The organism is Micromonospora sp. 050-3 (genome assembly GCF_046549335.1).
Classification (GTDB): Bacteria; Actinomycetota; Actinomycetes; order Mycobacteriales; family Micromonosporaceae; genus Micromonospora; species Micromonospora trifolii.
In genome coordinates, this window is record NZ_JAJPVX010000002.1 from 1419555 (window position 1) to 1441180 (window position 21626).

The 21626-nt window shown below is 71.1% G+C and carries 19 protein-coding genes; 11 read left to right on the forward strand and 8 right to left on the reverse strand.

Translation table 11 applies throughout. The features are described from left to right. Window positions 1-12: 12 nt before the first annotated feature. Together dacB and ACLJOK_RS21615 are read right to left on the reverse strand one after the other, a co-directional pair. Window positions 13-1596 (reverse strand): D-alanyl-D-alanine carboxypeptidase/D-alanyl-D-alanine-endopeptidase, encoded by a 1584-nt coding sequence (gene dacB / locus ACLJOK_RS21610; RefSeq protein WP_410820503.1) that lies wholly within the window; start codon window positions 1594-1596, stop codon window positions 13-15. 66 nt (window positions 1597-1662) lie between these two features. Then, window positions 1663-2379 (reverse strand): MIP/aquaporin family protein, encoded by a 717-nt coding sequence (locus ACLJOK_RS21615; RefSeq protein ID WP_410820504.1) that lies wholly within the window; start codon window positions 2377-2379, stop codon window positions 1663-1665. Between the two features lie 109 nt (window positions 2380-2488). Between ACLJOK_RS21615 and ACLJOK_RS21620 the strand changes: the two genes are divergently transcribed. Further along, a complete protein-coding gene (locus tag ACLJOK_RS21620; RefSeq protein ID WP_410820505.1) occupies window positions 2489-3562 on the forward strand; it encodes an NAD(P)-binding domain-containing protein in 1074 nt (357 codons plus the stop codon). 191 nt (window positions 3563-3753) lie between these two features. After that, window positions 3754-4035, forward strand: a complete 282-nt coding sequence (locus ACLJOK_RS21625; protein ID WP_091393621.1) for an adhesin — start codon at window positions 3754-3756, stop codon at window positions 4033-4035. 8 nt (window positions 4036-4043) lie between these two features. On the opposite strand, the gene ACLJOK_RS21630 is transcribed toward ACLJOK_RS21625, so the two are convergent. Continuing rightward, on the reverse strand, window positions 4044-5108 hold the full coding sequence (locus ACLJOK_RS21630; protein ID WP_410820506.1) for a beta family protein: 1065 nt from the start codon (window positions 5106-5108) through the stop codon (window positions 4044-4046). Window positions 5109-5199: 91 nt separating this feature from the next. Here ACLJOK_RS21630 and ACLJOK_RS21635 point away from each other — a divergent pair, with 91 nt between their 5' ends. From ACLJOK_RS21635 to ACLJOK_RS21650, 4 genes are all read left to right on the forward strand, one after another. Next, window positions 5200-6078, forward strand: a complete 879-nt coding sequence (locus ACLJOK_RS21635; RefSeq protein WP_410820507.1) for a sulfotransferase domain-containing protein — start codon at window positions 5200-5202, stop codon at window positions 6076-6078. 243 nt (window positions 6079-6321) lie between these two features. Then, the gene (locus ACLJOK_RS21640; protein WP_410820508.1) at window positions 6322-6714 is read left to right on the forward strand and encodes a cupin domain-containing protein; all 393 of its coding nucleotides are present in this window, start codon (window positions 6322-6324) and stop codon (window positions 6712-6714) included. A 42-nt stretch (window positions 6715-6756) separates the two neighbouring features. Continuing rightward, window positions 6757-8556 carry a glycoside hydrolase family 15 protein gene (locus ACLJOK_RS21645; protein WP_410820509.1) on the forward strand — a complete coding sequence of 600 codons (1800 nt, stop codon included), beginning with the start codon at window positions 6757-6759 and terminating at the stop codon, window positions 8554-8556. Between the two features lie 258 nt (window positions 8557-8814). Next, window positions 8815-10182: a pectate lyase gene (locus ACLJOK_RS21650; protein ID WP_410820510.1), complete on the forward strand. Its 1368-nt coding sequence runs from the start codon at window positions 8815-8817 to the stop codon at window positions 10180-10182. 51 nt (window positions 10183-10233) lie between these two features. On the opposite strand, the gene ACLJOK_RS21655 is transcribed toward ACLJOK_RS21650, so the two are convergent. Beyond that, window positions 10234-11424, reverse strand: coding sequence for a threonine synthase (locus ACLJOK_RS21655; RefSeq protein WP_410821558.1), 1191 nt, complete (start codon window positions 11422-11424; stop codon window positions 10234-10236). 184 nt (window positions 11425-11608) lie between these two features. Here ACLJOK_RS21655 and ACLJOK_RS21660 point away from each other — a divergent pair, with 184 nt between their 5' ends. The 3 genes from ACLJOK_RS21660 to ACLJOK_RS21670 all read left to right on the forward strand — a co-directional run bounded on the left by ACLJOK_RS21660 (window position 11609) and on the right by ACLJOK_RS21670 (window position 13641). After that, window positions 11609-12397, forward strand: coding sequence for an aldo/keto reductase (locus ACLJOK_RS21660; RefSeq protein ID WP_410820511.1), 789 nt, complete (start codon window positions 11609-11611; stop codon window positions 12395-12397). A 126-nt stretch (window positions 12398-12523) separates the two neighbouring features. Further along, the gene (locus tag ACLJOK_RS21665; RefSeq protein WP_410820512.1) at window positions 12524-12676 is read left to right on the forward strand and encodes a hypothetical protein; all 153 of its coding nucleotides are present in this window, start codon (window positions 12524-12526) and stop codon (window positions 12674-12676) included. Next, entirely contained in the window at window positions 12676-13641 is a 966-nt protein-coding gene (locus tag ACLJOK_RS21670) for an N-acetylmuramoyl-L-alanine amidase (protein WP_410820513.1), read from the forward strand. The genes ACLJOK_RS21665 and ACLJOK_RS21670 overlap by 1 nt, the downstream gene beginning before the upstream one ends. Window positions 13642-13697: 56 nt before the next feature. On the opposite strand, the gene ACLJOK_RS21675 is transcribed toward ACLJOK_RS21670, so the two are convergent. Further along, complete coding sequence (locus tag ACLJOK_RS21675; protein WP_410820514.1) at window positions 13698-14819, reverse strand: GH12 family glycosyl hydrolase domain-containing protein; 1122 nt, start codon at window positions 14817-14819, stop codon at window positions 13698-13700. A 298-nt stretch (window positions 14820-15117) separates the two neighbouring features. Between ACLJOK_RS21675 and ACLJOK_RS21680 the strand changes: the two genes are divergently transcribed. Both ACLJOK_RS21680 and ctaD read left to right on the forward strand, forming a co-directional pair. Further along, window positions 15118-16224 carry an FAD-dependent monooxygenase gene (locus ACLJOK_RS21680; protein ID WP_410820515.1) on the forward strand — a complete coding sequence of 369 codons (1107 nt, stop codon included), beginning with the start codon at window positions 15118-15120 and terminating at the stop codon, window positions 16222-16224. A 130-nt stretch (window positions 16225-16354) separates the two neighbouring features. Further along, window positions 16355-18115, forward strand: a complete 1761-nt coding sequence (ctaD, locus tag ACLJOK_RS21685; RefSeq protein ID WP_410820516.1) for a cytochrome c oxidase subunit I — start codon at window positions 16355-16357, stop codon at window positions 18113-18115. 292 nt (window positions 18116-18407) lie between these two features. On the opposite strand, the gene ACLJOK_RS21690 is transcribed toward ctaD, so the two are convergent. From ACLJOK_RS21690 to ACLJOK_RS21700, 3 genes are read right to left on the reverse strand one after another with little or no spacing between them, the layout of a single operon-like run. After that, window positions 18408-19655 carry an MFS transporter gene (locus tag ACLJOK_RS21690; protein WP_410820517.1) on the reverse strand — a complete coding sequence of 416 codons (1248 nt, stop codon included), beginning with the start codon at window positions 19653-19655 and terminating at the stop codon, window positions 18408-18410. A gap of 40 nt (window positions 19656-19695) precedes the next feature. Further along, window positions 19696-20277 carry an isochorismatase family protein gene (locus ACLJOK_RS21695; protein ID WP_410820518.1) on the reverse strand — a complete coding sequence of 194 codons (582 nt, stop codon included), beginning with the start codon at window positions 20275-20277 and terminating at the stop codon, window positions 19696-19698. Window positions 20278-20327: 50 nt separating this feature from the next. Continuing rightward, a complete protein-coding gene (locus ACLJOK_RS21700; RefSeq protein WP_410820519.1) occupies window positions 20328-21614 on the reverse strand; it encodes a nicotinate phosphoribosyltransferase in 1287 nt (428 codons plus the stop codon). Window positions 21615-21626: the final 12 nt, after the last annotated feature.

Sequence of the window (21626 nt, forward strand, 5' to 3'; positions counted from 1 at the left end):
CCCGGCCGCCGCTCAGCAGGTGATCGGTTTGACCCAGGAGCACTCGACGCCCTCCGGGGTGCGCGGCGTCTCCGGCACCGCCGGCGGGGCCACCCGTGCCCTCGACGCACCACCCTCGCGGAAGCCGGCCAGCGCCACGGCGATCTGGTCCTCAAGCGACTTCACCGACGCCGTCAGGTAGTTGTTCAGCAGGATGGAGAACGCCAGCAGTCGACCATCGGCGCTGGTGACGTAGCCGGAGAGCCCGGAGACACCGGTCAGGCTGCCGGTCTTGGCGTGCACGTTGCCCGCGGCCGGCGTGCCGACCATCCGGCTGCGCAGGGTGCCGCCGACGAACCGCTCGGGCTGGCCGGCGATCGGCAGCGCCGCGTACCAGGTCGCGAACCACGGTTCGGCGCGCACGGCGCTCAGCAGGTCGACGAACTCCGCCGCCGGGATCAGGTTGCGCCGGGACAACCCTGAGCCGTCACGCTGGCGCAGTCTCCCGGTGTCCATTCCGGTGTCGGCGACGTACTCGCTGATCGCTGTGATACCGGCCGTCCAGGTGCCCGAGCCGGATAGCACCCGGCCGATCTCCTTGGTCAACACCTCGGCGTGCCCGTTGTTGGACAGCTTCAGAAATGGCGTCATCAGCTCGCCCAGGCTCATCGAGTCGTGGCGCGCCACCGGGTGTGCTCTCTCCGGGGTGGGCTGGCCGAGCACGGTCTGGCCGAGCACCCGGACACCGTGTCGGTGCAGCGCCGCCCGGAACACGTCGGCCGCGTAGCCGGTGGGTTCCCAGACGGTGACCCAGTCGCTGGCGGGCTCGTCGCCGACGGCGATCTGACCGGTCACCACGACGGTGTTGCCGCCGTGCTCGCGCTCGATCGAGATCGAGGTCTCGCCGTCGCTGACCGTCTGGGCGCGGTTGTCGACGCGGACGTACCCGGTGGCGGGGGTGGTGGTGACCACCGGCGGGGCGCCGGCCCGGTCGGCCGGTGCGGCGTGCACGATCACGGTGCCCGCGTCGTAGTCGGTGTTCGGGGCGACGGTCAGCGCGGAGACCTGGGCTGCGTAGTAGTAGGGCTCGTCGTCCCAGGTCCAGTCGGGGCCGAGTCGGGTGCGGTCGTAGCGGGTGTCGTCGGCGACCAGGTTTCCGGTGACCACCCGGACGCCGTCGGCGGCGACCTGCGCGGCGAGCGCGTCGTAGTCGGCGGCGAGCATTGTCGGGTCGCCCCCGCCGCGCAGGTAGAGGTTGCCGGGGAGCAGGCCCCCACGGCGTTTGCCGTTGGCCCGTACGTCGGTGCTGAAGCGGTGCCCCGGGCCGAGCAGCTCAAGGGCGGCCGTCGAGGTCAGCAGCTTGGTGTTGGACGCCGGGACCAGCCGGCGGTCGCCGTTGCGGTCGTAGAGCGTCTGTCCCGTGCTGGTGTCGACCACGACCACCGACGCCTGTGCGCCGGCAAGCCGGGTGTCGGCGAGGATCGTGTCGATGGTGGCGCGCAGCTGGGTCGTCGCGGCGGTGGGCGACTCGGCCGTGGCACCGGGCGCGCCGGCGGTGGCTGCGGTGGCGACCAGCGCGAGCAGCGCGAGGGCGCGGGGAAAGTGACGGCGATGCATCCGCTGATGCTGTCACGGAGATATTCGCCGGAGAAGGCCCTCGGGCGAAAGATGTTGCCGTCTGGGCTACTTAGGCCCGCCGACCGATTTTTCGTGGCCACCCCAGTAGTGCCGCTGCGCCCCCATGACCATTGGTGCGACCAGTGCGGCGAGCGCCCCGCCGAGCAGCGGGAAGACGATGAACACCCAGAGCTGCCGCAGGGCTGCACCGCCCTCGAAGACCGCCGGGCCGAACGCGCGGGCCGGGTTGACCGCCGCGCCGGTGAGCGTCACGCCCACCAGTTGGGTCGCGGCGAGGGCCAACCCGATGGCCAGTCCGGCGGTGCCCGGATTCTCGCTCCGACTGGTCACCACCAGCACGACCAGCACGAAGAGGAAGGTCAGCACGACTTCCAGCACGGCGGCGCCGCCCCGGTTGATGTGCGCGCCGTAACCGTTCGTGCCCAGGGCCCCGGTCTGGTCCGCGACGTCACCCCATCGGGTGAGCGCCCAGAGTACGAAGCCCGCGACGGTCGCGCCGACGAACTGCGCGATCCAGTACGCCACCGCCCCGAGCAGCGAGATCTTGCCGGAGAGCAGCACACCGAGCGTGACCGCTGGGTTGACGTGGCTGCCGGACAGTGGGCCGATCGTGTAGACGAGGGCCACCATCACGAACCCGAAGGCCAGCGCCACCACCACCACCCCGCCCTGGACCCGTGCGGCGATCGCGCTCCCCACCCCGAAGAACACCAGCAGCAGGGTGCCGAGAAACTCGGCTGCGTACCGACGGAAGTCGCTCATTCACTCAGCGTAAGCGCAGGTCAGGTGGTCGAAGCCGGAATGGTCTTCTGTGATCGGCGCGACGGTCGAGGACGGGCACAGCGGTGACGTCCGGTGCGTTGTAGCCCACGTGGACACCCACTCCGCGGACGTCGTGGTGATCGGCGCCGGGCAGGCCGGCCTGAGCGCCGGCTATCACCTGCGCCGCACCGGCTTCGCGCCCGGCAGCGGCTTCGTCATCCTCGACGCCGACGACGGGCCCGGCGGCGCCTGGCAGCACCGCTGGCCGACGCTGGTCTTCGACCGGGTGCACGGCTTCCACGACCTGCCCGGGCTGCCGCTCCCGCCCACCGAGCCACATCGCCCAGCTTCCGAGCAGGTCAGCGCCTACTTCACCGCGTACGAGAGGGCCTTCGACCTGCCGGTGCGGCGGCCGGTGCGGGTCCGGGCGGTGCGCTCCCGCCCGGACGGACGGCTGGATGTGCACACCGACCGGGGCACCTGGACCGCCCGGGCCCTGATCAACGCCACCGGCACCTGGACGCGACCGTTCTGGCCGCACTACCCGGGCCGGTCGACCTTCCGGGGGCGGCAACTGCACACCGCCGACTATCGGGGGCCGGCCGAGTTCACCGGCCTGCGTGTGGTGGTGGTCGGAGGCGGGACCTCGGCCGTGCAACTGCTCGGCGAGGTCTCCACCGTCGCAGCGGCCACCACCTGGGTGACCCGCCGGCCGCCGACCTTCAACGACGAGGAGTTCGGCCCGGAGCTGGGTCGCCTCGCGGTGGCCCGGGTGGACCAGGCGGTCCGGGCCGGCCGACCGCCGGGAAGCGTGGTGGGCGTGACCGGGCTTCCGGTCACTCCGGAGGTACGCCGACTGCGCGAGCGCGGCGTCCTCGACCGGCTACCCATGTTCGACCGGATCACGCCCGACGGGGTGGCCTGGACGGACGGGCGGTTCGTGCCGGCGGACGTGATCCTCTGGTGCACCGGCTTCCGGGCGGCCATCGACCATCTCGCCCCGCTGGGGCTGCGCGCGCCGGGCGGCGGTATCACGATGGACGGCACCCGGGTGGTCGCCGACGCACGGGTTCACCTGGTCGGGTACGGCCCCTCGGCCAGCACGATCGGGGCCAACCGGGCCGGCCGCACGGCGGTCAACGAGATTCGCGCCTGGCTGACGCAGGCCGCCGCTCTGCACTGACCTGGCTCTATTTGACGGATGGTCCGGCAGCGGGCACGGTGGGAGTGACGGGGCCGTCAGCTGCCCCGATTCGATGCGACGGCGATGACCGTTCGCCCCTAGTCGCCTCCCACGTGTGCTCGTACGCGGGCCGACTGTCCGGTCCGCGCGGTATCCGACCGCGAGCCGAGAATCCACGAGGAGTTCCAACAATGCTCACCATGACCGATAACGCCGTGCTCGTCATCCGTGACCTCGCCAACCAACAGGACGTCGCCCAGGACGGCGGTGTGCGTATCGCCGCCGACACCGAGGCCGGCTCGCTCACCGTCGAGCTGGTGCCCGAGCCGGTACAGGGTGATCGGGTGGTCGACAACCAGGGCGCCCGGATCTTCCTGGACGAGGACGCCGCCGAGTTGCTCGGCGACGCGTCGGTGGACGCCACCGTCGACGACGAGGGCATCATCCAGTTCGGCTTCACCGAGAAGCAGTAGACCCGGCCTCACCGCAGCGATCGTCCCCGCTGCGGTGGTCCCTGCCCGGGGTGCCACCGCGGCGCGCCGTCGCCGGCCGGGTGCAACAGCGTGCCGAGCACGTGGGCCAGGTGGTGCGAGGTGCTCCACGCCGCCCAGTTGGCGGTCGAGCCGGCCCCGGCGCCCCGGCGGGCCCGGCGCAGCAGCTCGTGGTCACCCCAGGAGAAGGCCGCCCCGCTGGTCGGCCAGTGTGGCGCCGACACCAGCGTGCGACACAGGTCGGCGAACCTGTCGTCGCCCCGGCCACCGCGTCGCGCCCAGCGGTAGACCCACCAACTGCCGTCGTCGGTGTATCGCACGGTCGGCAACCGGTCGCCGTCACCGGTGCCCGGCCCGGCCGGGTGGACGCCGTAGTCGCCGTAGTCGACCCCTGCGTCGGCAAGTCGTCGCCACAGTTGCCAGTCCCAACGGTCCAGTTGGACCGGCTCGTCGGTGGGCAACCGGGACAGCGCCGGCGGCATACCGCCCGCCGCCACCGTCACTGACCGCCAGGCGTGCCGGCGCGCCCAGTCCAGCAGGTGGCGTACCCGTGGCTCGGTGGTCCGCACGTCCGCCGGGCAGCAGACGTCCCCCGCATCCACCAGCAGGTCGCACTCCTCCGGAGCGAGGTCGGTGAACCGCCAGATCCGTTCCACGGCGGTGGTGCTCGCGTCCGGCCCGGCCCGGTCCCGACCGGCCCGTAGCCGGATGAGCGCGCGCCGGCCGTACGCCCGCGCCGCCGCGCCGTGCGCTACCAGCCGGTGGTCGCTCTCGGAGAGCCCGATCACCGGCACCACCGGTACGCCCCAACGGGTCAGCTCCGCCTCGGGGATGTCGGGCAGGGCGCTGACGTCGATGGCGGGCAGCAGCCCGGATGGCAACCGGCGAATCGCGTCCATCGTGGACCTGCCGATCGCGCCGATCTCCAGGATCGGGGCGACCAGTGCGGCGTACGCGGGATCGAGGTGGCTCAGGGCCTCAAGCTCGCCCCGTCGGTTGGCGAGGATGGGGCGGTAGATCGGTGCCGCCGCCCGGCCCCCGTGGGCGGGCACCATAATATAATCTAGCCAGGCATACGCGCCTGCCCCACTGATGTAAGCCGGAATTCGGCTGCTGGGCTGTCGGTTCGGCGACTACCATCCACCGGTGCCTACACCAATTCACCGTTACCAATCCGACGAAGAGGACAGCGCCCGGTGGAGCGGTTTCCCGTTCCGCGACGGCGACATCGTGATCAGCACCCGGTCGAAGAGCGGCACCACCTGGATGCAGATGATCTGTGCGCTCCTGGTGCTTCGTACCCCGGAGTTGCCGGCACCGCTGACCGTGCTGTCGCCGTGGCTGGACTGGTTGGGCGAGCCGCAGGCCACTGTGTACGACCGCCTGGCCGCCCAGCCGCACCGGCGGTTCATCAAGACGCACACCCCGCTGGACGGGGTGCCGCTCGACTCTCGGGCGCACTACGTGGTGGTGGCCCGGCACCCGCTGGACATGGCGGTCTCCCTCTACCACCAGGGCGCCAACCTGGACCGGGCGCGCATCGCCGAGCTGACCGGGCAACCTGCCCCGGCCGGGCCACCCCGGGAGCGGCCTTCGGTGCGGGAGTGGTTGCTGAGCTGGGTCGACCGGGAGGTGGACCCGCACACCGAGCTGGATTCACTGCCCGGGGTGCTGATGCACCTGAGTGATGCGTGGGACCGCCGGCACGAGCCGAACGTCGAGCTGGTGCACTACGACGACCTGCTGGCCGATCTGGGCGGTGAGATGCGCCGGCTGGCCGACACGTGGAAACTCCCGAGCGCGGGGCCGGAGTTGGTGGAGGCAGCCACCTTCGGTCGCATGCGGGAACGCGCCGACCGGCTCGCACCGGACACACTCGGCGTGCTGCGTGACCGCCAGGCGTTCTTCCGCCAAGGCGCCTCAGGTCAGGGACGCGACCTGCTGGACAACGCCGGCCGAGCCCGCTACCAGGAGAGGGCCGCAAAGCTGGCCCCGCCCGACCTGCTCACCTGGCTACACCGCTAGGTCCGCCAGGCACACATGAGCGCGCGGCGCCGCTCCGTGATCGGAACGTCGCCGCGCTCTGGCCGTCTCCCACCATCGCAGCCGTTCGGCGGTACGCCAGCGGGGACCTGGCTCGACCGGCCCTTCGTGCCGGTCCGCTTCTCGATCCCCGGTCCGCGCGAATCCAAACCCGCCCAGCGTGGGGAATTCCACCATTCGTGAGTCCTGGCGTGGCGAGCCGCCGGACGGGGTATGAGCGTGGACATGGAGCATTTCACTATCGCGACTGTCGCCGAGAAGAGCCCGGATTTCCGGCGCGTGCTGTGGACCGGTGAGCACACTCAGCTGGTCATCATGACCATCCCCGCCGACGGAGAGATCGGCGAGGAGGTGCACGAGGACATCGACCAGATCCTCACCTTCGTGAGCGGCGTCGGCGAGGCGCGGGTCGCCGGCGCGAAGCGGAAGGTCGTCGCGGGCGACCTGGTCGTGGTGCCGGCGCGCACCAAGCACAACTTCGTCAACACCGGCCCCAACCCGCTGGTGCTGTACACGGTCTACGGGCCGCCGGAGCACGCCGACAAGGCAGTGCACAAGACCAAGGAAGAGGCCGACGCGGCCGAGGCGGCGGGCGAGGACGAGCCACCCACCGAGTGATCCGTCCGGTCTGATCCGGGCCGATGCGGGTACCCCCGGCGGGTGGAGCAGCAGCCGCAGATCTCCGACTACGGGTTCCTCTCGGACTCTCGTTCGGGAGCCCTGGTCGGCAAGGACGGCTCGATCGACTGGTGGTGCCCGCACCGGTTCGACGGGTCGTCAGTGTTCGCGCGGCTGCTCGACCCGGGGGCCGGCCACTTCCGGTTGGCGCCGGTCGGGGTCGGCGGCCCGGGTCACCGGGTGGAGCGCGCGTACCTGCCGGACACGTTGGTGCTGCGGACCGTGCACCACACCCCGCACGGCAGCGTGGCGGTCACCGACGCGCTGGCCGCCGAGGTGGGCGCCCGCGCCCACGAGCTGGGCAAGAACTCACCCGCTGTGCTGATCCGGGTGGTCGAGGGGATCTCCGGGCGGGTGCGGATGGCACTGGACTTCGCGCCCCGCCCGGAGTACGGCCTGCTCACGCCGTACCTGCACGAGCAGCCGGACGGCGGGGTGCTGGCCGGCGCCGGCCCGGTGCTGCTCATGTTGCGCGCCGGGGGTCTGCACCTGCGGGCGGGCACGGACCGGGTGACCCACGAGTTCGAGGTGTCCGCCGGTCAGGTGATCGGGATGGACCTCGCGTTCGGCGAGGCGTACGGCGACCCGCCGGCCCGGGTGGACCCGCTGATCACCCTCGCCGAGACGACACAGGCGTGGCAGGCGTTCCGGGAGACGCACGGGTACTCCGGCCGCTACCCCGAACTCGTCAAACACAGCTCGACGGTCCTGACCGGCCTCACGTACGCCCGCAGCGGCGCGGTCGCCGCCGCGCTGACCTCCTCGCTGCCCGAGCAGATCGGCGGCGACCGGAACTACGACTACCGCTACTCCTGGCTTCGGGACTTCTCGTTGACGATGCGGGCGCTCTGGGTCGCGGCCTGCCCCGACGAGACGTCCCGGTTGTTCGCCTGGGCGACCCGCTCGATCGGCCGGTTCGGCGATGAGCCCGTGCCGGTGCTCTTCGGGCTGGAGGGGGAGCGCGACGTCTCCGAGCACCACTGCGACCACCTGCGCGGCTACCGCGACAGTCGACCCGTGCGGGTCGGCAACGACGCCTGGCGGCAGCGGCAGCTCGACGTACCGGGTGAGGTGATGTCGGCGGTGTGGCGGCTGCGCGACTACCTCGGCGCGCGGTTCGAGGACGAGCTGCGGGAGATGGTGCTCGGGCTGACCGAGCAGGTGGCCGCGACGTGGCACCTGCCGGACCGGGGCATCTGGGAGACCCGCGACGAGGAGCGCCACTACGTCTCGTCCAAGGTGTCCTGCTGGTTGACAATGGACCGGGCGGTGGGGCTCGCCGACCGGCTCGGTGATCGGGCCGACCCCACTCGCTGGGCCCGGGTACGCGACGAGATCCGCGACACCGTGCTGCGCGAGGGGTGGAACGACCGCATCGGGGCGTTCACCGGCGCGTTCGGTTCGGCGGAGCTGGACGCCTCGGTGCTCGCCCTGCCGGTCACGCACTTCCTGCCGGCCACCGACCCGCGGATGCGCTCGACGATCGCGATGGTCGAGCGCGAGCTGGGCACCGAGGACGGCCTGATGCGCCGCTGGACGACCGACCCGGCCGGCTTCCTGCTGTGCTCGTTCTGGCTGGTGGAGTGCCTGGTGATGACGGGCGAGCCGCAGCGCGCCGAGGCGCTCTTCGAGCGGGTCGTCGGGTACTCCAACGACGTGGGGCTGTTCAGCGAGCAGATCGACCTCACGACCGGCATGCAGCTCGGCAACACCCCGCAGGCGCTCTCGCACATCGGGCTGATCAACGCGGCCTGGCGGATCACCGAGCCGGAGAGCTACTGATCGGTCGGCGTTTCCGTCCCGGCCGGAATCCTGCAACAGACCTGCAAACGCCAGGCATTGACGCTGATGGTTGGACGGTCCTAGCCTCGAAGCATCGGGAAAGCCCTTTCCCCAGGGCTTCGATCCCGCTTCACTCCGCTTCGGATCCGGGCGTCCGGCGGGGGCGCACACCGATCCCATCCAGCGCAGCACGCCGTGCCGACACGTCTCGGCACGGCCGCCGAGGGATCACCACCACATGCGTCAAGGAGGACACCTGTGCGAAAAAGACGACTCTCCGGCCGCCGACCACTCCTGCTGGCGGTGGGCGCCGGTGTGACAGCGGCGGCCCTTGCCGCTGGCATGACCTCGGCCTTCGCTGCCACCGTCTTCAGCGACGACTTCACCGACGGCGACACCTCCGGCTGGTCCAAGTCCGGCGGCACCTGGACCGTCGACGGCTCGGGCGTGCTCAACCAGTCCAACGCCGGCAGCGAGCTGGCCCGGCAGTTCGCCGGCCAGACCAGCTGGACCAACTACTCCGTGCAGGCCCGGGTCAGGCCGACGAGCTTCGGCTCGTCCAGCGCCCTGGTCGGGCTCGCCGCCCGCTCCACCAGCAGCACCAAGATGTACCGGCTGGCCCTGCTCGGCTCCGGCCGGGCCGAGCTCCAGGCGGTAAACGGCAGCTCCGTCACGGCGATCGGTTCCGCCGCGCTGAGCATTGGCACCGGTACCTGGTACACACTGCGCATCGAGACCAGCGGCAGCACCATCCGCGGCTTCGTCAACGGCACCCAGATCGCGTCCGGCAGCAACAGCCTGGCCGGCGCGGGCCGGATCGGGCTGGTCACCGCGTACGCCAGTGGCGGCTTCGACGACGTGGCCGTCGACTCCTCCGGCGGTGGCACCCCGACCACTCCGCCACCGACCACCACTCCGCCACCGACCACGCCGCCGCCGACCACCACACCTCCGCCGGCTGGCTGGCCGACGCCCACCAGCAGCCAGAAGGTGGACGCCACGATCGCGGTCTCCGGCACCTTCGACGGTGGGCTCAAGCGCTACTACGGCATCGGCGACGGTGGGCAGAGTGAGAGCCAGGACCCGATGTTCGAGCTGGCCGCCGGCGCCACCCTGCGCAACGTGATCATCGGCGCCCCGGCCGGCGACGGCGTGCACTGCGAGGGCAACTGCACCCTGATCAACGTCTGGTGGGAGGACGTCGGCGAGGACGCGGCGACCTTCCGCGGCGGCACCACGTACACCGTCGACGGCGGCGGGGCCCGCTCCGCCAGCGACAAGGTCTTCCAGCACAACGGCTCGGGCACCGTCTACATCAAGAACTTCCGGGTGGAGAACGCCGGCAAGCTCTACCGCGCCTGCGGCAACTGCTCCACGTCGTACCAGCGGCACGTGGTGTTCGACAACGTGATCGTCCGGAACACCGACGCGATCGCCGGCATCAACACCAACTGGGGCGACACCGCCCGGTTCAGCCGGATCACCATCGTCGGCGACCCGGACCGGGAGACCTCGATCTGCGTGAAGTACAAGGGCGTGCCGAAGGGCAGCGAGCCCACCGAGATCGGCGAGGGCGCCGACGGCGTCAACTGCCTCTACTCACCCTCGGACATCACCTACCAGTAGACCGGCACGACGGCACCCCGCGTACCGCTCGGTCCGCGGGGTGCCGTCACCTCACCGCATCAGGGGTACGCCGGAGACGTCGACGGTGTCCGGATACTTCAGCCCGGAGCCGGTGTTGAGCACCACCACCCGCTCGCCGGCCCGGATCCACCCGCCCGCGCGCAGTTGCCGCGCCGCCGTGAGGCAGGCCGCCCCCTCTGGGCAGAGCAGCAGCCCCTCCCGTGAGGCGAAGTCCCGCAGATCGGCCAGGATGTCCGCGTCGTCGACGGCGACGGCCGTACCGGAGGACTCCCGCAGTGCCGCCAGGATCAACTCGTCGCCCAGCGGGGCTGGCACTGTGATGCCGAACGCCACAGTGTGCGCGTCCGCCCACGGCTGCGCCCGATCCTCGCCGGCGGCGAAGGCCCGCACGATCGGCGCGCAGCCGGTGGACTGCACCGCCACCAGCCGAGGCAGCTTGTCGCCGATCCAGCCCAGCTCGCGCAGCTCGTGCAGCGCCTTGTGGATGCCGATCAGGCCGACCCCGCCGCCGGTTGGATAGATGATCACGTCGGGCGCCTGCCAGCCGAGCTGCTCGACGATCTCGTACCCCATCGTCTTCTTGCCCTCCAGCCGGTAGGGCTCGCGCAGCGTGCCGGCGTCGAAGATCGCTCCGTTCGACTCCGCGATCAGCTCGGCCACCCGCCGACCGGCGTCGCCGATCAGCCCGTCGATCAGGCGCAGGTCGGCGCCGGCGGCGACGCACTCGCGGCGGCAGATGCTCGGCGCCTCCAACGGCATGACGATTGTCGCGCCCATTCCGGCCCGCGCGGCGTACGTGGCCCAGGCCGACCCGGCGTTGCCGTTGGTGGGCATCGCGATCCGCTCGACGCCCAGCTCGCGGGCCCGGCTCACCCCGACCGCAGCACCCCGGGCCTTGAACGAGCCGGTCGGGATCAACCCCTCGTCCTTGACCATCAGGTCCGCGATGCCGATCTCGGTGCCGTATGCCGGGGCGCGCAACAGCGGCGTCCAGCCCTCGCCCAGCGTGGTGACGTGTCGAGGGTCGGCGACCGGCAGTACCTCCCGGTAGCGCCACAGGTCGGCCGGGCGCAGTGGAAAGCGTTCCGGGGTGACCGCCTTCGCCACGGCCGGCAGGTCGTAGCGGGCCAGCAGCGGCGATCCGCACTCGCAGAGATTCTGTAACCGGTCGGCGGCGTGCTCCTTGCCGCAGCGCGGGCAGTCCAGGTGGGTCAGGTACACGTCGCTCCTCGCCGTCACACCGCGTCGATGGGGAACCACGGCGGAGTCTGCCAGTGCGTACCGGCCAAGACCAGCCCATCGAGCAGCTCCCGGCGTTGCGCGTACGGCACGTCGACGCTGCTCACGCCCTCCGAGTGTCCGATTCGCTCGGCGGCGGGGGGCGTGGCGGGGTAGAACGGACCTCATGGACCTCACCGACCAGCCCACCGCCCTGCTCCCCGGTGACGTGCGGATGCCCCTGCTCGGCTTCGGCACCTGGCAGGCCACCGGCCAGGCCGGTTACGACGCCGTGCTGGCCGCGCTCGACACCGGCTACCGGCACCTCGACACCGCCACCGTGTACGGCAACGAGCGGGAGGTCGGCCGGGCGGTGCGGGAGAGCGGGCTGCGCCGCGAGGATCTCTTCATCACCACCAAGCTCCCGCCGGACCGGGTGGGCCGGGAGCGCGCGACCCTGGAGGCCAGCCTGGAGGCGCTCGGCGTCGAGCACGTGGACCTCTGGCTGATCCACTGGCCACCGTCGTCGCCGGGGGACAGCATCCCGCTCTGGCGCGAGCTGCTCGCCGCCCGCGACCAGAACCTGGCCCGGGCGGTCGGGGTCAGCAACTACAGCACCGCGGAGATCGACGAGCTGATCCAGTCCACCGAGGAGAACCCGGCGGTCAACCAGATCCGGTGGAGCCCGTCGTTGTACGACAGGCAGCGGCACGCCGAGCACCGGGACCGGGGCGTGGTGCTGGAGGGGTACAGCCCGTTCAAGACCAGCGACCTCAGTGATCCGGTGCTGACCAGGATCGCCGGCGCGCACGGCGTCTCCCCGGCGCAGGTGGTGCTGCGGTGGCACATCGACCACGAGATCGTGGTGATCCCGAAGTCGGTGACCCCGGAGCGCATCACCGCCAACTTCGACGTCTTCCACTTCTCGCTCACGGCCGAGGAGATGCGCGACATCGACGCGCTCGGCGAGGTCTGAATCGGCGAAATCCTTCAGCCTGCGACCCAGCCATGAAGGGTATCGACATCGACGTACGTGACGGTATAACGTGCCCGTCATCACGTTCGTCGATCCGTTCGTACCCGCCGTCGCTGGAGGATCGCCATGGCCCGAATCCCGTCCATCCGTCTGCGCCGCCGTGGGGTGCTCGGCATCCCCGCCCTGGTGGTCACGGCGCTGACCGTCGTCGCCCGACCCGCCGCGGCCAGCGCCGCGCCGAAAGCCGAATGCCTCGCCGACCTGCTTCAGGACGCCTGATGGCGACGATTCCCTGGCTGGTGGACGTGCTGCGCGCTGCCGGGGTCCAGGTCGTTGTCGAGGGGGACTGGCTCAACCGGATGCGACCCGGCTCCTTCGACCCGATCGGGGTGCTCTGGCACCACACCGCCTCGACCTCCAGCGCCAGCAACCCGCACCCGGCGCTCGGCATCTGCATCAACGGCCGGTCCGACCTGCCGGGCCCGCTGTGTCAGGCGCTCGTCGACTACAACGGTGTCTTCCACGTCATCTCCGCCGGCCGGTGCAACCACGCCGGGGTGAGCGGAGGCAGCGGGCCGATCCCGGCCGGGGACGGCAACACCCTGATGATCGGGTGGGAGATCGATTACAACGGCGTCAACCAGGAGATGACTGCCGCGCAGTACAACGCGTCGCTCGCCGCCACCGCCGCCGTGCTCACCCGGCTCGGCCGGGACAGCAGCTACGCCCGGGGCCACCGGGAGACCAGCACCACCGGCAAGATCGACCCGTCCTTCATCGACCTGAACGTCATGCGCGCCGACGTGGCGGCGAGAATGGCCGGCGGCGGCACGGCGTGGTCCTCCACCGTGGACAACACCACCAGCGGTCGGTTCACCGCCAGCGCCAACTGGGGCGTGTCGTCGTACTCCAGTCAGCGGTACGGCGCCGACTACCGCTACGCGGACCCGGTCGCCGCCAGCGACGTCGCGTGGTACAGGTTCAACGTCCCGGCCACCGCCAGCTACCGGGTCGAGGCCTGGTGGCCGGCGAACTCGGGCTACAACAGCGCCGCCCCGTACATCGTCGCCACCAGCACCGGCAACCAGACCGTCCGGGTCGACCAACGGGCCACCGGCGGGCAGTGGCGAATCCTCGGCACGTTCACACTCCCGGCCGGTGACGCCAACCGGGTGGGCGTGAGCCGGTGGAGCAACACCACCGGCCTGGTCATCGCCGACGCCGTACGCCTCACCCGCGTCTGACCCTGATCTCGCAAGTGGTGGGGGCGCGACCGCATGGTCGCGCCCCCACCGTCAGTTCACGAGCGGGAGCAGGTTGCCCCGTTGAGCGAGAAGCTGGTCGGCGACGAGTACGACCCGTTCAGCGTCCCCTGGTAGCCGAAGCTGGCCGTGCCCCCGGGTGCGACCGACCCGTTGTGGCCGACGTTACGGGCGGTCACCGTCGACCCGCTCTGGCTCACAGTGGCGTTCCAGGCGTTGGTGACCTGCTGCCCGCCGGGCAGGCCGTAGGTCAGCGTCCACCCGTTGATCGCGCTGGACCCGGTGTTGGTGATCTGCACGTCGGCCGTGAAGCCGTTGTTCCACGAGTTCGCCGTGTACTTCACCGCGCAGCTCGCGCCACCGCTCGGCGGCGGGGTCGTCGGGTCGGTCGGCGGCTGGCCGCCACCGTTGACGTTTGCCGAGAACGAGGTCACCGCGAGGCCGACGCCGCCCTGCCAGGGCTCGAAGCCGGCCTGGATGCTGGTCAGGTACCAGGAGTTGGTGATCGCGCCCCGGTTGCGGGTGTCGTTGATGAAGTCCAGCACGCTGAAGTTCAGGCTGGAGATCGCCGACGACGCGACGTAGGAGATGACGTTGTTGGAGCCGTTGCTGCCCCGCCAGACCTCCCAGGTGCGGCCGGCCAGGTTCGTGGTGCCGACGACCGAGCCGATGGGCTGGATCGGACCCTGCCGGTTGAGCCAGATCATGATCTCCATCTGGTTCACCCCGTCCCGCTTGGGCGACGGGTCCAGCCAGATGTCGTACGACGCGTTGTAGGTGGCGCCGCTGACGTAGCGGTAGGAGATGCTGCTGGTGGCGCTGCTGATCTGGCTCACCTGGATCGGCAGGTTCGTGCCGGGGGAGCAGTTGGTGTAGTGACAACCGAAGAACACCGAGGGGTACGCGGTGGGCGCCCCGTTGGTGGGGCTGCTGCCGTTCAGGGTGGTGATCTCGAAGCCGTTGTTGGTGGCGTTGATGCACTGCTGGGCGGTGGTGCCCCAGCGGTTGTTCTGCACCACGTAGCGGCCCTGGATGACTGTCGAGCCGTACTGTTCGCAGATCTGGGTGTCGGCGGAGGCGCTGCCGCCGAGGGCCACTGCCACCAGCGAACTGGCGACCAGCAACCCGGCGGCGGCCAGGGCCCGAAGTTGACGTTTCATGACACTCCTTGACTCGGCGCGTGCCGGGCGCCGGATGTGGTGGGGTACTGCGGGAGCGCTCCCACGCTCAACGACACATTTACATGTCTGAAACTGGTGCGCAACCGTCCGCGTCGAACTGGTCAATTGTGAGGATTGCCATGCGCGCCGGACGGCTGGCGACGGACGGCCAGGCAAGCGGCGCGGGTCACCGACGAGCGGCGGGGTGTGGGCCGATTGGGCCTGGTGTGCACCGATCGCTCCGAGTAGCGTGTTGCCTCCAACGCGTGCCGCTCCCCCTCCGGAGGCGTACACCACCATGGGTGGCTCCCCCCTGCGCATCCTCGTCGTCGGCGCGGGCATCGCCGGCCTGGCCGTAGCCCGGGCGCTGCGCCTGGCGGGCTTCCGGCCCGACGTCACCGACAAGCTGCCACCGGGGGAGTCCACCGAGACCGGTCTCTACCTGCCCGGCAACGCCGCCCGCGCGCTGCACCGGCTCGACCTGCACGACCCGGTCCGGCCGATCGGGCAGGTCATCCGCCGGCAGCGGTTCTTCGACGCGGCGGGCGCGCAACTCTGCGAGGTCGACCTCGACGCCCTCTGGGCCGGCGTCGGCGAGTGCCGTGCGCTACCCCGGGCCGACCTGCACCGGGTGCTGCTCAGCGGTGCCGGCGGCGCCGTCCGGCACGGCGCCGAGGTCCGCACCCTGGACCTGCTCCCGGGCGCGGTCGGCGTCACCTTCACCGACGGCACCACCACCGAGTACGACCTGGTCATCGGCGCCGACGGGCCACGCTCCTCGGTCCGTGCGCTGGCGGCGCTCGGTGGGCCGCCGCGCCCGGTCGGGCAGGTGGTCTACCGGGCCGTCCTGCGCGACGGCCCGCCGGTCACCGAGTGGACCGCACTGCTCGGCCAGCGCTCCGGGTTCCTGATGGTGCCGATCGGTGCCGGGCGGCTGCACCTCTACGCCGACGAGGCCGGCACCGAGGAACCCGCCGACCCGCTGGCCCGGCTGCGGGACCTCTTCGCCGACTACCGCGGCCCGGTCCCCGAGGTGCTGGCGGCCCTCGACGAGGTGCACGTCGGGATCACCGACGAGGTGGAGTTGGGCCGCTGGTACCGGGGGCGGGTCCTGCTGGTCGGCGACGCCGCGCACGCCACAGCGCCGACGCTGTCGCAGGGTGCGGCCATGGCGTTGGAGGACGCCGTGGTGCTGGCCGAGTCGCTGCGCGCCGCCAACAGCGTGGAGGCGGCGCTCGTGGCGTACGAAAGTCGTCGCCGTCCGCGTACCCGATGGGTGCGCGACCGGACCCGGGACCGCAACCGGACCAGGGACGTGCCGCCGGCGCTGCGCGACCCGCTGCTGCGCGGGCGCGGCGACCGGATCTTCGGCGAGCACTACCGGCTCCTGCTCGGCCCGCTGTAGGCCCGTAGTAGATCGTGTCACGCCACCCCACGCGGCGCTGCGACCTGCCGGGGACTATCCTCCTTGCGGATGACGGCCCGCCGATAACCAGCGTGTGCCGAGCGGGACAACCGAGAACCGGAGGCCACTCGTGACCACCGTCGCACCCAAGCCGGTCGTGACCCGGCCCTGGCCGGTCCGGGAGCCGGTCAAGGGGTCGGCCATCGCGCGGCTGCTGCGAACCACGGACGCGAAGCAGATCGGGATCATGTACATGATCACCGCGTTCGTGTTCTTCATGATCGGTGGCCTGATGGCTCTGGTCATGCGTGCTGAGCTGGCCCGACCCGGGCTGCAGTTCCTGTCGCCGGAGCAGTACAACCAGCTCTTCACGATGCACGGCACGATCATGTTGCTGTTCTTCGCGACGCCGATCGTGTTCGCGTTCGCGAACTACATCGTGCCGATCCAGATCGGCGCGCCCGACGTCTCCTTCCCCCGACTGAACAGCTTCGCCTACTGGCTGTACCTGTTCGGCGGCACGATGGCGACCGCCGGGTTCCTCACCCCGGGTGGCGCCGCTGACTTCGGCTGGTTCGCGTACGCGCCGCTGAGCAGCGTCGAGCACTCGCCTGGCGTCGGCGCCAACATGTGGATCATGGGTCTGGCCATCTCCGGCCTGGGCACCATCCTCGGCGCCGTGAACATGATCACCACGGTGCTGACCCTGCGCGCGCCCGGCATGACCATGTTCCGGATGCCGATCTTCACGTGGAACATCCTGGTCACCAGCCTCCTGGTGATCCTGGTCTTCCCGTTGCTGGCCGCCGCGCTCTTCGCGCTCGCCGCGGACCGCATCCTCGGCGCGCACGTGTACGACCCGGCAACCGGTGGGCCGATGCTCTGGCAGCACCTGTTCTGGTTCTTCGGGCACCCCGAGGTCTACATCGTGGCGTTGCCGTTCTTCGGCATCATCAGCGAGGTCATCCCGGTCTTCTCCCGCAAGCCGATCTTCGGCTACAAGGGTCTGGTCGCCGCGACCGTCGCGATCGCCGCGCTCTCCATGAGCGTCTGGGCGCACCACATGTTCGCCACCGGCCAGGTGCTGCTGCCGTTCTTCAGCTTCCTGAGCTACCTGATCGCCGTGCCGACCGGTATGAAGTTCTTCAACTGGATCGGCACCATGTGGCGGGGCCAGATCAGCTTCGAGACGCCCATGCTCTGGGCGGTCGGCTTCCTGGTCACCTTCCTCTTCGGTGGTCTCACCGGTGTGCTGCTGGCCAGCCCGCCGATCGACTTCCACGTGTCGGACTCGTACTTCGTGGTGGCGCACTTCCACTACGTGCTCTTCGGCACCATCGTGTTCGCGGTCTTCGCGGGCATCTACTTCTGGTTCCCGAAGATGTTCGGCCGGATGCTCGACGAGCGCCTGGGCAAGGTGCACTTCTGGCTTACCATGATCGGCTTCCACACCACGTTCCTGGTGCAGCACTGGCTCGGGAACGAGGGCATGCCCCGTCGGTACGCCGACTACCTGCCCAGCGACGGCTTCACCACGCTGAACACGATCTCCACGATCGGCGCGTTCATCACCGGTATCTCCACGTTGCCGTTCATCTACAACTGCTGGAAGTCGTACAAGACCGGCCCGGTGGTCGAGGTGAACGACCCCTGGGGTCACGGCAACTCGCTGGAGTGGGCGACCAGCAGCCCGCCGCCGCTGCGCAACTTCGACCGGATGCCGCGGATCCGCTCCGAGCGGCCGGCGTTCGACATGAAGTTCCCGGAGTTGGCGGCCGGTGGCCAGAGCCTGGCCGGCCCGCCGGAGGGTGGCGCCAAGCCGCTCACCAGCGAGTCGGACGGCGGGGCCAGCTACCGCGAGGACACCGCGAGCGACGTCGACAGGCACTGACGCTCAAGCTCAGCAGTACGACGGGCGCCGCCCCCGGGACACCGGGAGCGGCGCCCGTCGCCATATCCGGCCAACGTCACTCCCGCGCCCTGCCCGCCCGTTCCTGGCCGCTCCACCGTCCCTTCACCGGCGCGTCGTCTGGCTCCGAAGCGGCTCTTCAGCATGCATGGGGGCCGGCTGCCCGGCGGACACCCGACTGGCCGCTGCCGCGGCCCACCCGGTCCATGGTCCGCCCGGCCCGACCGCCGGCCGGTGGGCCATCAAACCGCCGTCGGTGGCGTGGGCGCAGCCGTCAGTGGGCGGCGGGGGTGAGGTCGGCCTCGACGGGCGGTGGGGTGGCCGCTTCGGCGTTGCGGCGGCGACGCAGCTCGATCGGGAGCACCACCAGGGTGACCAGCGCGCCCAGCGCCCCGGTCACCACGAAGCCCCAGAGTGGCGCGCTGGCGTCGATCACCGCGCCGGCGAGCGGCGCGCCGATGGCGATGCCGACGGTGACCGCGGAGCCGTGCAGACCCATCGCCTCGCCGCGTACCTCGGCCGGCACCAGGCGGCTGACCGCGTCCGACCCGGCGGCGATGGTCGGCGCGCAGAGCGCGCCGGCGGGGATCAGCGCCAGGCACAGCAGCCACCAGTGCGCACCGCCGAGGCCCACCGGAATCGTGCACACTGCCAGTGCGGCGGTCAGTGCCAGCGGGGAGAACGAGCGGTGCACGGCCCCGTAGGCGAAACCGCCGGCCAGCGAGGCGACCGCCCAGATGGCCAGGACCGCGCCGGTCCACCCGACCTCGCCGCTGGCCCGCAGGACGGCGACCACCGCGACGTCGGTGCCGCCGAGCACCAGGGTCGCGGCGGCGCTGAGCGCCAGGACGGCGAGCAGTCGGGGGGTCATCCACTCCCGGCGCGGCACCCGGCGTTGTGGGCCGGTGGGCTCGGTGGCCTCCCGGATCGGTGGGTTGACCACCCACAGGGCGATCCCGGCGGCGACGATGCCGCCACCGACCAGATACATGGTGGTCTGCGCGGAGATCGCGGTGACCAGCGCCACCGCCAACGCCGGACCGATCATGAAGGACAGCTCCACCGACATCGAGTCCAGTGCGTAGGCCGGGCGACGTTGGTCCTCGGGGACCAGCGCGGCGATCGACTGACGGACCACGGAGAAGATGGGCAGGGCCAGGGAGCCGGCCACGAAGGCGGCCGGCAGGAGCACGGGGTACGCCAGCGTGGGCGCGGTGGACCAGAAGATCGCCTCGGCGATCCCGGTGAGCACCAGGACCGGGCGTAGTCCACGCCGGTCCACGAGTCGACCGAGCAGCGGCCCGCCGATCGCCGCGCCCACGGTGACGGCCGCACCCACCAGGCCCGCCGCCCCGTAGCCCCGATCAAGGTCGAGCACCACGTGGAAGGTCAGCGTCACCCCGGTCGCGGTGAGCGGGATGCGGGCGAGGACGGCGACCACCAGCAGCGACCGCAGGCCGGGCAGGGCGAGTGCCCGCCGGTAAGGCTTCATGTTCACGTGGGTCCGTACCTCCGGCGTCATCCTCGACCGGCGGCGGCTCCTTGGCCAACCAATTAGCGCCTCATGCGGCCCTGATCACAGGCTGGCCGTGCATGATCACCCCGGCGCCGTCCATCGCGCGCAGGGCCACGTCGGTGGTCGCCGGGGCGACGGCGGCGGTCAACTCCAGCAGCACTGTGGTGGCGAAACCCTCCCGGGCGGCGTCCAGCGCTGTCGCCCGAACGCAGTGGTCCGTGGCGATGCCGACCACGTCGACCTGGTCCACGTCGTGCCGGCGCAGCCAGTCGGCCAGGCACTCGCCGTCGTCGGCGTGCCCCTCGAAACCGGAGTACGCCGCGGCGTGCTCGCCCTTGTGGAAGATCGCCTCGACCCGGGCGGTGTCCAGTTCCGGATGGAACTCCGAACCGCTGGTGCCGACCACGCAGTGCCGGGGCCAGGACTCCACGAAGTCCGGCGGATCGCCGAAGTGGGCACCCGGGTCGACGTGGTAGTCCTTGGTGGCGACCACGTGGGTCCACCGGTCCGGCTCCGCGGCGAGCAACTGGGAGATGCCGGCGGCCACCCCTGCGCCGCCGGCGACGGCCAGCGAGCCGCCCTCGCAGAAGTCGTTCTGCACGTCCACGATGATCAGCGCGTTGGCCATCGGGGGTTTCCTCTCTCCGCACTGTCGGTGGGTGGCGCTCGGGGGATGACTCAGCCGGCGGGTACGACGGTGACCGGCACGGCCGGGTCGCCGGCCGAGAGCTTCAGCCCCTCCCACGGAATGGAGATCAGGCACTCCCGCAGGTGCTCCCGTGACTCGTCGAGGGTGGGCAGCGGCACCGACTCACCGGCGACCACGTACGACTGCTGGAGCAGGCGGTCGTTGGGCTGCCGGTCCGGAACACCCTGCGGGACGATGACCTCCTCGGTGGCGGTGCCGGTCGGCTTGTGCCGGCGGACCGCGACCTTCCGGCCGCCGATGGTGGCCTTGTGCTCGGAGCGCTTCACCACCGGCCGTCCCTCGACCTCGACCAGCTTGTAGACAAGCCCGGCGGTCGGTGCCCCGGAGCCAGTGACCACGGCCGTGCCGGCGCCGTACATGTCCACCGGTTCGGCGGCCAGTGCGGCGATCGCGTACTCGTCCAGGTCACCGGAAACGATGATCTTGGTCTCGGTGGCACCCAGCGAGTCGAGCAACTCCCGGGACTGCTGGGCGATCACCGCGAGGTCACCGGAGTCGATCCGTACCGCCCGCAGGTCAGGCCCCGCCACCGCGATGGCGTTGCGGATGCCCTGGCTGATGTCGTACGTGTCGACCAGCAACGTGGTGTCCTTGCCCAGCGTGGCGACCTGCGAGGCGAACGCCGCCCGCTCGTCGTCGTGCAGCAGGGTGAACGCGTGCGCCGCCGTGCCCGCCGTCGGGATGCCGTAGCGGGCCCCGGCGGCGAGGTTGGACGTGAACCGGAACCCGGCCAGGTACGCGGCCCGCGCCGCGGCCACCGCCGCCTCCTCGTGCGCCCGACGCGACCCCATCTCGATAAGTGCCCGGCCCCGCGCCGCGGTCACCATCCGGGCTGCGGCGGCGGCCACCGCGCTGTCGTGGTTGAGCACTGACAGCACCAGCGTCTCCAGCACCACACATTCGGCGAAGCCGCCGGAGACGGTGAGGATCGGTGAACCGGGGAAGAACAGCTCACCCTCGGCGTACCCGTCGACGTCGCCAGTGAAGCGGTAGTCGGTGAGCCATGCCGCCGCCGTCTCGTCGACCACCCCGGTTCGCAGCAGGAACTCGACCTCGGTGCTGTCGAACCGGAAGTCGCGGATCAGCTCGATCAGCCGGGCCGTTCCGGCGACCACGCCGTACCGGCGGCCGCTGGGCAGCCGGCGGCTGAACACCTCGAAGACACACCGGCGGTCGGCGGTGCCGTCCTTCAGTGCCGCGCTGACCATGGTCAGCTCGTAGTGGTCGGTCAGGAGCGCGGGGCGGTGGATGCTCACCACCCCAGCCTA

What these genes read in the sequence shown, in the direction of transcription:
- ACLJOK_RS21680 (WP_410820515.1), top strand. Translation starts at nt 15,118, where the DNA reads ATGGGTGGCTCCCCCCTGCGCATCCTCGTCGTCGGCGCGGGCATCGCC.
- dacB (WP_410820503.1), bottom strand. Translation starts at nt 1,596, where the DNA reads ATGCATCGCCGTCACTTTCCCCGCGCCCTCGCGCTGCTCGCGCTGGTC.
- ACLJOK_RS21640 (WP_410820508.1), top strand. Translation starts at nt 6,322, where the DNA reads ATGGAGCATTTCACTATCGCGACTGTCGCCGAGAAGAGCCCGGATTTC.
- ACLJOK_RS21675 (WP_410820514.1), bottom strand. Translation starts at nt 14,819, where the DNA reads ATGAAACGTCAACTTCGGGCCCTGGCCGCCGCCGGGTTGCTGGTCGCC.
- ACLJOK_RS21695 (WP_410820518.1), bottom strand. Translation starts at nt 20,277, where the DNA reads ATGGCCAACGCGCTGATCATCGTGGACGTGCAGAACGACTTCTGCGAG.
- ACLJOK_RS21690 (WP_410820517.1), bottom strand. Translation starts at nt 19,655, where the DNA reads ATGACGCCGGAGGTACGGACCCACGTGAACATGAAGCCTTACCGGCGG.
- ACLJOK_RS21615 (WP_410820504.1), bottom strand. Translation starts at nt 2,379, where the DNA reads ATGAGCGACTTCCGTCGGTACGCAGCCGAGTTTCTCGGCACCCTGCTG.
- ACLJOK_RS21665 (WP_410820512.1), top strand. Translation starts at nt 12,524, where the DNA reads ATGGCCCGAATCCCGTCCATCCGTCTGCGCCGCCGTGGGGTGCTCGGC.
- ACLJOK_RS21630 (WP_410820506.1), bottom strand. Translation starts at nt 5,108, where the DNA reads ATGGTGCCCGCCCACGGGGGCCGGGCGGCGGCACCGATCTACCGCCCC.
- ACLJOK_RS21660 (WP_410820511.1), top strand. Translation starts at nt 11,609, where the DNA reads ATGGACCTCACCGACCAGCCCACCGCCCTGCTCCCCGGTGACGTGCGG.
- ACLJOK_RS21625 (WP_091393621.1), top strand. Translation starts at nt 3,754, where the DNA reads ATGCTCACCATGACCGATAACGCCGTGCTCGTCATCCGTGACCTCGCC.
- ACLJOK_RS21670 (WP_410820513.1), top strand. Translation starts at nt 12,676, where the DNA reads ATGGCGACGATTCCCTGGCTGGTGGACGTGCTGCGCGCTGCCGGGGTC.